Below are 13,521 nucleotides of genomic sequence, written 5' to 3'. Positions count from 1 at the left end.
TCAGCCGACCGGGGCGGGGGTGCCCGGCATATTGTCCAACGCCAGCCCGCCCTCGATCGAGTTCGGGACGCGGCGGCGGTTGGGGGATCCGAGTGCGGCGGTGAGATCGGTCCCATCGTGTTCGGCCAGCAGATCGCCACTGTCCCACACCAGCAGCGTCGCGCTGACGGTGTTCTCGGCGGCCGAATGCGCGAGATCGTAATGCGCGCAGCCGGGGACGTGCGGGTAGGTGATCCACAGGTCGTAACCGGTCATGAACAGGTCGAGGTCGAATTGCACACTCAGGCCGAGCAACTCGCTGCGACCGTTATCGTCGACACCGGCGAAGGCCTCGTCCAGTGCGAGCAGTCGCGGCGCCTGCGGATCGGCGGAGTCGAGCATGACGTGCGCGGCCGCGAACAGCGGCAGATGCAGCGAGACCGACTGTTCACCACCGGAGAGCGCACTGTGCCTGGCCACGGTCAGCTTGTCCTCGCTGCCGTCAGCGGAGATAAGGGTGAAGGAGAACACCCGCCAGGTCCGGTAATCCAGTGTCGCGCCAAGGATTTCGGGGTAGGAACGCTCCGGATGCGCGGCGCGCGCGGCCCGGATCTCGGCGGCGAAATGGGCGCGGATGGCCGCCAGATCATCGGCGACTAGGGCCGAGGCGTCGCGATCCAACAGCTTGCACATGGCGCGGGCCGCATCCGAGAGCGAATCGGCGAGCACCCAGTGCACGCCGATGGTATTGCCCGAGGACATGCGCCGCTGCTTCATCTCCGCACCCATGCGGGCGATGAGATCGCGGGCATCGCTGGTGCGTTCGTAGATCTGCTGGGCCAAGCCGGTGAGCAGCGCGTCCTCGAGGATCCGGCGTTCGGCGTCGGTGAGCAGCAGTTCCTGATCGCGGCGGGCGGAGTCGATGCGGGTGGCGAAATCGGCGAGGGCCGACAGCCCGTTGTCATCCTGTACCTGGACGACGGTAAGGCCGTCCGCGGCATCCCATTGCAGCCGGTAGTCGCGGCCGGAAGCGGCCAGTGCGGCATCGAATTCCTGCAGTGCCGAGGTCACCGCACTGCGGGTGGATTTGCGGGCCGCCTCGCCGGCCCGCACCGAAGATGTTGCGGTGGTGAGGTTGTCGAAGAGCTCGGCCACCTCATCCGGCAGGACCTGGGGTTCGACCTCCGGCCCGGCCGCCGAAATGCGGTAGAGCAGTTGTGCGGGGGTCGACCAGGCGGCATCGCTGCTCGGCCAGCGGCTGTCCGGGGGCGCGCCGAGCAAGGTGAGCAGATCCGGTTGGGCGTAGGGGGCGAGGGCTTTCACGTCGGCCAGAACCTCGGTGAGCGCGGTGCCGAGCGATTCGTGTGCGGTGCGGTAGGCCGCCTCCGCATCACCGACTGCCTCGATCGCCGCATTGGCCGCCTTGCGGGCGGCCTTCTGCTCGGCCCTGGTCGCCTCGATTTTCGCGCGCGCCTGGTCCAGTTCGCGATCGATATCGGCGGCACCCGCGCCGAGCGCCTCGCGCAGGGTCTCGAGTTTGCGCAGCTGCTCCTGGTAGCCCGCATTGGCGGCCTCGGCCTCTTCGGCGAAGGCCTCGGCCAGATCGCGGGCCTCGTCGAAGCGGTCCGAACCTTCGCGTTCGCGTTCGCGCTCCCGCTCGTGGTCGGCGCGCAGGCGCAACAGGCCGGTCCCGGCGTTCTCGAAATGACGGATGGCGGCGGCGAGCGCATCGATCTCGCGGGCGTCGCGCGGAGTGCGATGCGCCCGGGCGACCGAGCGCAGCTTCTTCTCGACCGCCGACGCCTCGGTCACCGCCTGGTCGAGGTCGCGTTCGGCCTGGTCGAGGGCCTCGGAACGCGAGCGCATCATGCCCGCGGCTTCCGAAACCGCGCGCAGGGCGGCGGTAACGGCCGAAGGGCGCGGCAATGCCTTGGCGGCGGCGGAGATGCGCGTGAGTTCGGCGCTCGCGGCGGACTCGTCGGCCCGAGCCTGCCCCTGCGTCTGCTCGGCGGCTTCGATGGCGGCGGCCAACTCGGCGAGCCGGATTTCCCGACGTTTGGCGCGGGCGGTGGCGCCGATGAATTCGGCGTCGGGTTTGTGGTGGCGCCCGACCTGGACGCCTTGGCGGAATCCGCCGGCGGTGCTGACCGCGACCTCGGTGCCGAGTTCGGCGTCCTTGTCGTAGAGGGCAATGGAGGCCAGCACGTCCGCGACGAATTGTTTCGACACCATGAGATCGGCCGAATCATCCTCCACGACAAGGACATCGGCCAGTGTTCGACCGGACGGCCGCGCGTCGGCCGGCAAGGGAACCAGGAACTGGTCCGAAGTGTATTCCGGCCGTTCGGATTCCGCGCAGACCCAACTGTCGAGCAGGTCCGCGGCCTGCAGTGCGGCCTCGATGCCCGCGGCCTGCGCGGGTGTCACGGGATCGGCGAACCGGATCAGTCGCCACAGCGGCGCACCGGGACGGCCTTGTGCATTCCGCGCACGAGCGGCGGAAACCGGTGGGGCCTCGTCACGTTGGGCCGCGACCTCATCGCGTTCGGCATTGAGTTCGACGAGCCGGTCACCGGCCAACGCGGTCGTGGTGCGCGCTTCTTGACGGCGGGTGCGGATGTCCTCGAGCAGCGGTTCGGCGCGTTCGGTCAAAACCTCGGCGACACCGGCGGCCTCATCGGAGCCCGCGCTGGCCAATGCGGTGTCGAGCGCCTCGTACAGGCCCTTCCGAATGGGGGAGTACACCTCTCGATGCGTTTCCCACCAAGTGCGCAGTGCACCACCGGCTTCGGTGCGTGCAAGCACAACGGCCGCCTCGGCGGCCGAGACCTCGGCGGCGGCCGATTCACGCAGTGCCCTGGCGCGTTCGGCGAGCTGTTCGGCCCGATTCCGTTCGGCCGTAGCCGAATCCATCAGACCGAGCGCCTTGCGGACCGCGCGGACGTCGGCGTCGCGCTCCTCGGCATGTCCGCGAACTGCCGCGGTCAGCTGATCGCCGCGCGCCTGATCGGCCGGTCCGGCCCAGGTGATGCCCGCCTCCTCGGCGGCAGCACGCAATTCGTCCTCGCCGCGGGCCAGCGCGGCGGCCGCATTCTGTACGGCCGCCTTGGCGCGTTCGGCCTCCGCGCTGCGCTGATCGAGGGTTTGCCGGGCTTTGAGCGCCTTGTCCTTGTGCACACCGGCCGAGGTCTCCAGGCGGTGGACCGCGTCGGCGAGATCGTCGAGTTGCTGTTTGCCCTCGTAGGCGCTGGAGCGCTGCAGGGTTTCCCGATCGGAGAGCGCTTGTTCGTAGGCGCGGTCGGCATCGTCGGCGCGTGCCTCGGCGGCGGTGCGCTCGGCCTCGCGACGTTCGCGCAGTGCGGTGGCGGCGAAGAGGGCGGTGCTGGCGTGCGTCACCGCGTCGAGCCGGGTTCGCACCTGATCGACATCGGTCTTCGCCTGCACCGCAAGGTATTTGCGGTACACATCGACGAAAGACCTGGTGGCGGTATCGGCGTGGACCAGCCCCTCCAGGGTGCGCCCGACTTCCTCCATATCGCTGAACGAACGCGCCGCGTCCAGGATCAGCTGTTCGTCGAGCGGGCGCAGGCCATCGGTGAGTGCCTGCGAAAGTCCGCGCGGATCAAGGTTTTTCGCAAGCTGAGGACGACGCAATGTGAGGATGAGATTGATCAGCTGGTCGTAGCGCTGGGTGCCGAGACCGAACATGCGCGCATCGATCGCGTTGCGGTACTCGACTGGTCGATCGACGATGGCATCGGTGCCGATCTGCTCGGCCAACTGCTTGCGGGTCAGCGGCCGGTCGTCGGGGCCGATGAGGGAAAAGTCGACGCCCGCCCGCCCGTCGGCGACGAAATACCAGCGCGTCACCTTGTCGGAAGACCGGGTGGCGCGCATACCGATACCGATGGTGACGACCTCGGGATCGTCCCATTTACCGCGCGCGAACTCCATCCACACATACGAATACGCGGATTCCTGCTTGCGGTACAACAGGTTCGACTTCATCGTGCGCTCTTCACCCGCGAACGGATTGAGCCTGCGCGGTTCGATCCGGCCGTCGAGCACGAACGGGAACAGCACCTCGAGTGCCTTGGTCTTGCCGGAACCATTGGGCCCGCGCAGTACCAGCCTGCCATCGGCGAAGCAGTATTCCTGGTCGCGGTAATCCCACAGGTTGATGATTCCGGCGCGGGTCGGGACGAACCGCACTCCGCCATGGATGAGCGACATGGTTTAAATCCCTTCCGTGCCAACGCTGTCGGCCCCGACCGTGTCGGCGGCGGTGACGAACAATTCAGCAGCCCGTTTGGTGCGGACGGTGACGACCGCGCCGCGGTAGCGGGCCAGTGCGGGCAGAATGATCAGACCGTCCGCGACCACCTGGACCAGCCGCAGTCGTTCCAATAGGGCGCTCACCTCCCTGGTCAGCCCGGGAACATCGGCCTGCCACTGCGCCGCGAAGGTGAGACCGTAGCGGTCGGTCAGCGCCTGCATGGTCTCGCCGACCCAGCTCGCTTCGACGAACGGGTACGTCGCGCGCACGTGCGCCATCGCCTCCGCATCGAGATCGGAAAGCTCCTCCACCACTTCGGGATCGGTCGACGGGAGATCGGCGAGCGGGACGAATACCGTGGATTCCGGGATGGCGCCGTCGAGTTGTCCGGCCAGCCCGACGGCCGGATCTGGCGCACCGGGTCGCACCGGTACCGGATTGTCGATATCGAGGACGCGATCGGCGATCTCACCGGCCAGCAGCAGCGCCACCTGTGCCAATGTCCCGGTGCCCGGGAATCGGACATCGGAGAGACGTCCGGACACATCGATCAATGCGACGCCCTCGGCGCGGCGTTCGGCCCGCAGCCCGGTGAACAGTTCGACATCCGCGACGACCCGATCCTGCAGCAAGAGCGGACGCTCGTCGTGGGCCAGATCCTCGACATATACCACCGGACGCTCCACGAGACCGCGCCGCACCCGCCGCGCCGCATCGGCAGCCTGCGCATTCGCGGCCGGACCGTGCGCGAGCGCGTCCTCGGTCAACAGACCACGGACACTGTGCAGATGCTGCAGCGCACGCGGCGGTCGGAACAGTGCGAAGACCACCGGTCGGTCGATGTCATAGAGCGCTTCGCCCGCCTCCGGATCGGCCGCCCAGCCACCCGCGTCGCCATCGGCCAAGGTGAGCGCGCCCCGATGCGCAAGCCAGCCGACGGCATCGACGAACGCATCGCGATCGGCGGCGCGGTCGGGTGCGAGTTCGAGGCCGTCGACCCGGCCGGTATAGGCGGCGACCTGATCGGCCAACTCCGACAACGTGATCTGATCGCCCGCGCGGCCGAGCGCTGCCAGCGCCAAGGCCAGGTAGGCATAGCGGCGGCGGTCGAAGACGCGCTCGGTGACGGCGCGGGCCGGTTTGCCGGAGTCGAGCCGATCGATGACCGGAAAGACCCGGGCCGTCGTTTCGGTGACCTCGAGCCGATAGCCGAACAACTCGGCCAGATCCTCGCGGAGCTCGGTGGCCCAGCGCCGGATCAGCGGCAGCGCGATCCGATCCGGATAGGTCCGGGTGACCAGGTGGTTGGCCAGGATCACCCGGGCGGCGCGCTGGTAGTTGTCGAGTGCGAGGGAGTCGATGCGACGGGCGTTGATCATCCGCGCCGTCCGCGGGTCGACTGCGTCACCTCGAGGCGGCGGTTGTTCAAATGCAGCAGGCCGCGTGCGGTGCGGATCACCGTCGAACCCGGATGTTCGGAGACGGTGAGGGTGACGCCGCTATCGGAGCCGGTGGTGCCCTCGATGCGGCCGCTGACCGGAACCCAGGCAGTAGATGCGGAGTCGAGCAGGCGCAGCAGCACCTCGGTCTCTCGTTCGTCGAGGACGCGCTCGTGCACCGAAGCTGCGGCCAAGGATTTGGCGGCCTCGGCGCGGGCGCGCTGCGCGTCCAGCTGCGCCTCGCGGAGTCGGCGAATTCCCGCGTCATTGCGTTGAATTCGGGCGGGGGCGCCGGCCTGCGGCGGCCGGCCCGTCTCGGCGAGTGTGCGTGAAATTTCCAGTGGCGGCGCCTCCCACCAGGAGCGGATCGCGGGAATCAGATCCGCATCCGGATGTTCCAGCGAAATATGACGCGGCCGACCGAGACCGAAGACGGCGTCGAACAGTGCGTGCGCGCTGTCGGTAGTCGGCGCGGCGGTGAACCAGCCAGCAAGATGTCGCAGCGCCGATTCGCGACTCACTCCGCCCTTACGGGTCTCGGTGACCCGCCGCAGCAGCGACAGTACGGCGGCAATCGCGCTCATGGTCGCCTCCCGCAGCCGATCCGCCTCGGTCGCAGCCGATTCGCCGGGAATCTCGGAGGCCGTCGCGACGAACCAGGTTCGCAGCCCCTGCCAGCGCGCCCGCCAATCTGCTTGCCGCTCAGCCGGACTCAGCAGCACCCGTTCGTCACAACGCGCCGCCCGCGTGATGAGTTCGTCGACGCCGGTCTCCTCGATTTCGCCGATCGCGGCGGCCAGGCGCGGCGCGAAGCGAGCCAGATCCATGCTGAACTCGCGCATATGCGCGAGCAGTGCATCCTTGTGCGCCAGGAACGATTCCGGCGTGATCTCGGTGGTGCGGACCATATCGCCGAGCGAGAGGTAGAAGTGCGCGGCCCGCGCCGCCATATCCGAGAGTGCAGCATCCAGTCGGCGCAGCGTCCGGTACACGCGCTCCGCATCAGCGGCTTTGTTCGCCTCGGCGAGGGCATTGAGATCTGCGAGCAGTTCGGGCAGGACGAGTCGCGACAGTGCCGCCTCGTCCAGCCGTGCCTCGAGCACACCCGCGACCGCGCGATATGCCTTGAATCCGGCCTGGGTCAGCTGATAGACGTAGTGCCGGTTCCGATATTCCGCGAGCGTCGCGGCCCGCGTCCCGTCGTAGCTGCGCTCGACCACACCCCACTGATGCAGCTGATCCAGCAGCGGCCCGATCTCCGCGCCGATCAGCTGCGGCGCATCGGGCGCACTGCGTTCGATCCAGGTCGCGACATCGTCGGCGTGCAGCAACACCACATACGCCGCTCGCGCACTGTCGAACGCCCGCAGCACCCACAGATACTCCGCCCGCTTCTCGGCCGTGGCGAAGGAGAACAGCCGCAACCGCTCATCCCACAGTGCGGGTGCGGCATACGGCAGGCCGTCATCGGAGTCGGTCACCGGGAACAGGGTAGTAGCGGGTCGGTCGCAGGTGTCGAGACCGACCCCCATTCGGCGTGGCCGCGTCCGGTTTGCACCTGTTCGCCACTTGGTGACTCATAGGTCGAATCGAGCCCGCGGCCCGATCTCGACCTACTCGAGCACCTTCGGGGTGGGGTCACCGACCTGCGCGGTCAGACGGTCCTTCGGCACGGTGGCGATGTCGTACAGCGCGATCACCTGCGAACTCTGCGGCATTGCGACGGTGAACAATTGATGGCGCGACGGCACTTCGCGCGCCTCGCACCGGTGCGGCGACAAACATCGGCCGCTGCCCGAATCGCCACATCGGAATCCACGATCACCACCGTCGCGCGGCGCGCGGAGATCCGGCTCACGAGATTCCGAATCCGGCCGTGATGCATGGGTTCAGCTGATTTGTTCGAGGACGAACTGGAGGGCACTGCTGGACAACACAGTGACCGAATGGGCGAAGGCCGCGGAGCATACCGCGCACGGCCGGGCCGGCCCACGGCGAGTAGCTGTCCGCAAGCCGCGCTGTAATCGTCGAGATCCCGAAAACCAGCAGAGATTCGGGCGATCCGCATCACATGGGCGCGGTGGTGGCGGCGGATCCGATCGGCGCCTCGGTGAGCATCGAGGGCCTGGGCGACCGACGAGTGCACGAGATATCGGTGGTCAATAGTGTCAGCCTGAGCAATGTATCGGTGGCCGCAAGCACTTCGCGGCGCTGGTCTCATGCCGCGTCGGCGCCGAAGCGGGCAAGGAAGATATCCAGATCGCGCAGCAGCGTTCGCGAAAGCGAAATCTGTAGCAGCAGTTCGCGTTCGGATGTATCGAGTAGGTCGAGTACCCGATTCGTCGCGCACCTTACCACCGGCGATGAGTCGAACGTGCGCCGAAATGATCACTCGCAGGACAAGGTCCGCAACTGATCAAGATACACCCGGGTGCGCGGATCGCCGGGGTAGCGCTCGATGATTTCGCGTGCCGCCTCGCCCGCGATCCACATCAGCGACGGCAGTGACCGACGCTTGCCCGCGAAGGCCCGCATACCCTCGTCCAGCGCGAGTTCCAGATCGCGGCCGCGCACCGCGACCACCGCAAGGGTGAGGTGTGCCTCGGACACCCGCATCGGATTGCGTATCGTGCCGTCGGCGCGGGTCGAGTGGCGGATGACCTCGCGCGCATAGGATTCCGCGAGCAGATCCTCGCCCGCGACTCGGTAGCAGTCCATGGCATAGAAGTCGAACTTCTGCGGATCGACCACAAAATGGTTGTCCAGATTGGTCGGGTGGTCGAGTCGGTCGAGGATAGCTCGCCCCTGGTTCAGCGCCGCTTCAACCTCGCGTCGATTCCCGAGTCGGGCCCAGGCCTTCGCACGTTGTGCACACAACTGGACACCGACGCCGAGTCCGGCGCAGGTCGTCAACGCCGGGGCGACCGCTTCGATCGCGCCTCGATAGTTGCCCTGGGTCAGCGCGAACCAGGCCGCCATTTCCGCACTCCAGCCGGTGATCTCGGCATTGTCCGCTTCCTGGCCGAGCGAATAGGCGGCGCGGCGAGTGGCTTCCGCGGCGGTGCGCCGACCGAGGTCGTAGTCCACGCAACCGACCAGCAGCGCAACCCAACCGGCCAGTACGAGGATTTCCCGATGCTGCGCCAGCGTCAGTCTGCCGTCCAGCAGCGAGGTGATGCGGCGCAGCCAGGATGTGCCCTCGGTATGCAGATCGTGCGGATCGGCGATCGGATATTCGCAACACAGCCGCTCGGCGGTGATGCGGATGGCATCGAGGGTGGCCGTGGAGACGTCGGACATCCGCAGCCTGCCAATGAATTCGAGAGTGTCCATCCCGGTTGCCGAGAGCAGTTCATCGTCGCGGTTGGGACGGTTTTTCGGGAAGAACGCGGCGGTCACCGTATCGAATACGGCGGCGATGATAGGGGCGTAGAAGTCGTCGGGACGCGACTCGCCCGACTCCCAGCGTCGCCAATTACGCAGCAGGGTACTGTCCGTCGGCAGGTTGTGCGAAGACTTCGTACGCATGACACGGACGGCGTCGGCTTGTGACCACCCCCGCGCATCGCGTTCGGAGCGCATTCGGACAGCCCAGACGGGTCGATCGTCTCCAGCGGCCACGTCGGTAGTATCTCATCAGTTAACGCTCAGCGGCCCGGATAGGGCATACAGATGTCACCGGGTTGACACCTGCACTCGCAGTTTTGCATCCGACATGCTGGATAGGCGCGGAAGGTTTGCCACGCTCCAGATGTAAGTGCGTCTGCTGTGCAAGTACGCGGTGCCCCTCGGCGACGGGGGTGATCCACATAAGAGAACAGCGAGAGATCCCCAATCCAACGGAGGTTCGGGTGGAAGCGTTGATCTATGGATACTTGCGTGACGATCTGGCCGATGGCCACAGTGCAGAGCTCGAGGATGCGATGAGCAGCCTCGCCCGCGAGGAAGGGCTCTGCTTCGCCGCAACATTCCATGAATCGACTTCCGGTGACGGCACGGCATTCGCCGAGCTGACCCAGGAGCTCAAGCGGGCGGACGCGCATCATGTGGTGGTGCCGTCACTCGATCACCTTGCCGGCCAGACGATTCCGCGAGACATTCTGATCGCGAAGCTGGCCCAGGACGCGGCCGCGCAGGTGTGGACCATCGAGAGCTGCGCGCTTCCAGACGCGGCTCTTGGCGAAGAAGCTGTGCACCAGGACTGATCTGCGTCGCAGGTTCGCCACCACCCAGGTTGCGACCGCACCGGCCGCGAGGGATGCGAGCAGCGCTGCGACATGGTGCTGCCCGAATGCCGGATACACCTGCCAGTGCAGCAGATAGACGAATAACGAGCTGTCGGCCAGCAGCGCGGCGATCTGAGCCACCAGGGCGGGTACCCGGACCGCGGGCAGCCAGATCAACAGCAGCAGACCGGATATCACCAGCCGCTCGCGATCGGGAACGCCGAAGTAGTCGTGCACCGAAACCAGCAGCACGGCGCTCACCAGCAGCCGCTGCCAGATCGTCGTAGCCTTCGCGGCCGCCCAGCCGAGCGCGAAGAACCAGCAGGCCAGTGGCGAGAACGGCACATCCTGGGCCGGGTAGAGCCCGAATGTCCAGAATCGGAACACCATGGTGAACCCGACCAGTCCCATGGCGAACCAGAACGGCTCGCGGCGCTGCACGGCATCGATGAACGGCACCCGCAGCAACAGTGCGGATACGACCATGAACAGCACAAGCACCTCGATGAACCACAGGTGCCCCGCGGTATCGCTGTCGCGCGGTCCGAGAATCTTGTTGAGCAGCAACACGTTCTGCCAGCCGTAATAGTCGGTGAACAGCAGCGTGAGCGCCACCCAGGCGGCGGTCGGGATGGCGATGAGCGCCACCGTGCGCAGCGCGTGCCGCAGCCGTTCGGCACGCGGGGGCATGGTGACGGCGAACCGGGCGAAGTTGAACCCGGCGACACCGAGCAGGATATGTGCCGCGCCCCAGAGCACGAACATGCCGATATGCGAGCCCGCGATCAGCACGATACCGGTGGCGCGCAATAAGGTCGGGGTATCTACTGTCCGACCGAATGCCCGGTGCCCGTCCGGAATTCGTTCGAGTTCGGCGATGGTCAGGTTCGGCCAGTTCGCGGGCAGTCGGCCGAGTGCCCGCTCGAGGCGGGTCGAGGTGGTGATGTAGGTCAGCGAGTTGCCGCCGAGATCGACGAAGGTGCTCTCGGGCCGGACCAGCGCGGGATCGATGCCGAGGGCAATGGCATAGAGCGCGCGGATATCGCGCACGGGCAGCTCGGGTTCGGGTGCGGCGAGCCGGCGTATCGCCGGATAGTCGGGTTTGCCATTGGGCAGGCGCGGCATCTCCTCGACCGGGCACGCGCGAATGGCCGCCGCGGGCAGACCGGATAGTTCGGCGGTGGTCGCGGCGAGCGATTCCGCCGGATATTCGGCGGCGACGACCAACTGCTCGCCACTATCGGTACAGCAGGCCGTGAAACCGGCTGCGGCTAAACCGGATTCGAGCCGCTGCAGATCGATGCGCAGCCCGAAGATCTTGGCGAACCGACTACGTCGGCCGACCACCTGATACAGCCCGTCGGGTGTGCGCCGGGCCAGATCGCCGGTGCGCAGCGATTCGACCGTGCGGCCCAGGGCGAGATCGCGTGAGTCCTCGGCATAGCCGAGCATGACATTGGGCCCGTGATAGACCAGTTCCTCGTCATCGGCATCCGGGACCTGCTCCAGGGTGAATCGGCCGCCCGGTATCGGCTTGCCGATGCAGTCCGGATATTCGGCGGCCAGTTCCGGTGGCAGATAGGCCATTCGCGCGGTGGCCTCGGTCTGGCCGTACATGACGACGAAGTCCCAGCCCGCCCGCTTGCCCAACTCGGCGTAGTCGCGGACCCGCGCGGGCGCGAGCCGCCCGCCCGCCTGGGTCAGGTAGCGCAGGCTCGGCAGTGTCATCTCGGCGAAGCCGATGCGTTCGAGCAGATCGATCGTGTACGGCACCGCCGCGAAAGACGTTGCGCCGTAGCGACGGAACTGGACCCAGAATTCGTCGTCGAGGACCGAGCGGTCGGTGAGCAGCAGGCTCGCGCCGCGCAGCAGATGGCTGTGCACGACCGACAGTCCGTAGCAATAGAACATCGGTAGGGTCGTTGCGGCGCGATCATCGGCATCGATGGCCAGATACTCGGCTATGGCTTCCGCATTCGAGAGCAGATTGGCCGCGGACAACCGCACCAGCTTCGGCGAACCGGTCGACCCCGAAGTGCTCAGCAGCAGCGCCAGCTCCGGATGCAGACGATGTGCGGAGCGGGCCCGCCGAATCCGTGGCGGGCCCGTATCGATCACGACATCGGGATCGTAGGTTTCCAGCAAATCGCTGGTGATTTCCGCGGTGAGCAGAACGGCGCAGCCCGCGCTGAGCGCGCCGAGATACGCGACGAGCGAGTCGATATCGTTGTGCGCCACGAGCGCGATGAGGCGCCGGTTCGCTCCGAGCTGCCGCGCGTACTCCTCGACACGTGCCGCCAGCTGCGCATAGGTGATCCGTTCCACACCATCCGGCACCGATTCCGCTGCTGTGGCGGCCGCCGATGGACATCCGCCACCGCATCGCGTAGCGATTCGATGAGGGGTGGAGGTCGGGCGACGGGCGGGCGAGCAGAGGACGGCGATCCGGTCGTCGAAGCTGCGAAGGTGCGCGACGATCCGGTGAATAGTCACCCGGGAAGTCTATATGGTAAGCCTTGCCATACCTATGAGGGGTCCCGTGGCGAACTTTCGGTGAATTGTGCGAACCCGAACCGCAACGGTGCGAACCGATTACAACCCGAAGCTACCCGGCCCCCGCCTGCGCAGGTACTTTTCGAATTCGGCCGCGATCGCGTCACCATCGATCTTGGCCATCGCGTCATTGAGATCGACAGCCGCGTCGCCGCGTTCCTCGAGCGAACGCACATACTCGCTGATCTCGTCATCGCCGACGGTCATCTCGTTGACGGCGGTCTCCCAGTCCTCGGCCTGTTTGGGCAGCTCGCCGAGCGGCACCTCGATATCGAGCACATCCTCGACGCGGTGCAGCAGCGCGATGGTCGCCTTTGGATTCGGCGGCTGCGAGACGTAATGCGGCACCGCCGCCCAGAACGAGACGGCGGGTACGCCCGCCTTCACGCACTGATCCTGCAGCACTCCGGTAATACCGGTCGGTCCCTCGTAGCGGGTCTGCTCGAGGCTGAAGCGCTCGGCGGCTTCCTTGCTGTAGGCCGATCCGGTGACCGGCACCGGGCGGGTATGCGGAGTATCGGCGAGCAGTGCGCCGAGTATGACGACGGTCTGCACACCGAGTTGTTCGATGAACTCGAGCAGATCCGTGCAGAAGCTGCGCCAGCGCATATTGGGTTCGATACCGCGCAGCAGCACCACATCACGATCGCTGCCGGGGGGCGAGCAGACCGAGAGCATGGTGGAGGGCCACTGGATTTCCCTGGTCACACCGTCGACCTGACGTACCGTCGGCCGATTGACCTGGTAGTCGTAATAGTCCTCGGAGTCGAGTTCGGCCAGCGGTTCGGCATCCCAGATCAGTTCCAGATGCTCGACGGCACCACTGGCCGCATCACCCGCGTCGTTCCAGCCTTCGAAGGCGGCGACCAGCACCGGATCGCGCAAAGTCGGCAGTTCCGGCTCGGGCGATACCGGAGATTCACTGGAGTTCACCCCGGTCAGCCTACGGCGTGTGAGCACGCGGCGTTGAATTTGCGTGGTCGGCGCGGCACCGTCCGTTCATCTGTCTGGGCAGGTGTGGCGTCCGACACTGATACGACGGTTCGGT

Annotated in this window: 8 protein-coding genes; all 8 read right to left on the bottom strand. The window is 66.7% G+C overall.

Translation table 11 applies throughout. The annotated features are described in order from the left end of the window. The 8 genes from AB0J29_RS24915 to AB0J29_RS24880 all read right to left on the bottom strand — a co-directional run bounded on the left by AB0J29_RS24915 (window position 1) and on the right by AB0J29_RS24880 (window position 13,406). Window positions 1–4,212: a TIGR02680 family protein gene (locus tag AB0J29_RS24915; RefSeq protein ID WP_364790776.1), complete on the bottom strand. Its 4,212-nt coding sequence runs from the start codon at window positions 4,210–4,212 to the stop codon at window positions 1–3. A gap of 3 nt (window positions 4,213–4,215) precedes the next feature. Beyond that, a complete protein-coding gene (locus tag AB0J29_RS24910) occupies window positions 4,216–5,631 on the bottom strand; it encodes a TIGR02678 family protein (protein WP_364790969.1) in 1,416 nt (471 codons plus the stop codon). After that, window positions 5,631–7,118, bottom strand: coding sequence for a TIGR02677 family protein (locus AB0J29_RS24905; protein WP_364790966.1), 1,488 nt, complete (start codon window positions 7,116–7,118; stop codon window positions 5,631–5,633). The genes AB0J29_RS24910 and AB0J29_RS24905 overlap by 1 nt, the downstream gene beginning before the upstream one ends. Window positions 7,119–7,307: 189 nt before the next feature. Further along, window positions 7,308–7,445, bottom strand: coding sequence for a hypothetical protein (locus tag AB0J29_RS24900; protein ID WP_364790773.1), 138 nt, complete (start codon window positions 7,443–7,445; stop codon window positions 7,308–7,310). 466 nt (window positions 7,446–7,911) lie between these two features. Then, on the bottom strand, window positions 7,912–8,052 hold the full coding sequence (locus tag AB0J29_RS24895; RefSeq protein WP_364790769.1) for a hypothetical protein: 141 nt from the start codon (window positions 8,050–8,052) through the stop codon (window positions 7,912–7,914). A 30-nt stretch (window positions 8,053–8,082) separates the two neighbouring features. Then, window positions 8,083–9,222: an XRE family transcriptional regulator gene (locus AB0J29_RS24890; RefSeq protein WP_364790766.1), complete on the bottom strand. Its 1,140-nt coding sequence runs from the start codon at window positions 9,220–9,222 to the stop codon at window positions 8,083–8,085. 530 nt (window positions 9,223–9,752) lie between these two features. After that, window positions 9,753–12,413 carry an AMP-binding protein gene (locus AB0J29_RS24885; protein WP_364790763.1) on the bottom strand — a complete coding sequence of 887 codons (2,661 nt, stop codon included), beginning with the start codon at window positions 12,411–12,413 and terminating at the stop codon, window positions 9,753–9,755. Between the two features lie 99 nt (window positions 12,414–12,512). Next, window positions 12,513–13,406: a PAC2 family protein gene (locus tag AB0J29_RS24880; protein WP_364790760.1), complete on the bottom strand. Its 894-nt coding sequence runs from the start codon at window positions 13,404–13,406 to the stop codon at window positions 12,513–12,515. Window positions 13,407–13,521 lie beyond the last annotated feature (115 nt).

The organism is Nocardia sp. NPDC049707, from assembly GCF_040674855.1.
Taxonomy (GTDB): domain Bacteria; phylum Actinomycetota; class Actinomycetes; order Mycobacteriales; family Mycobacteriaceae; genus Nocardia.
Note: the sequence above shows the minus strand (reverse complement) of the source record. Positions and strands in the feature narration are given on the sequence as shown.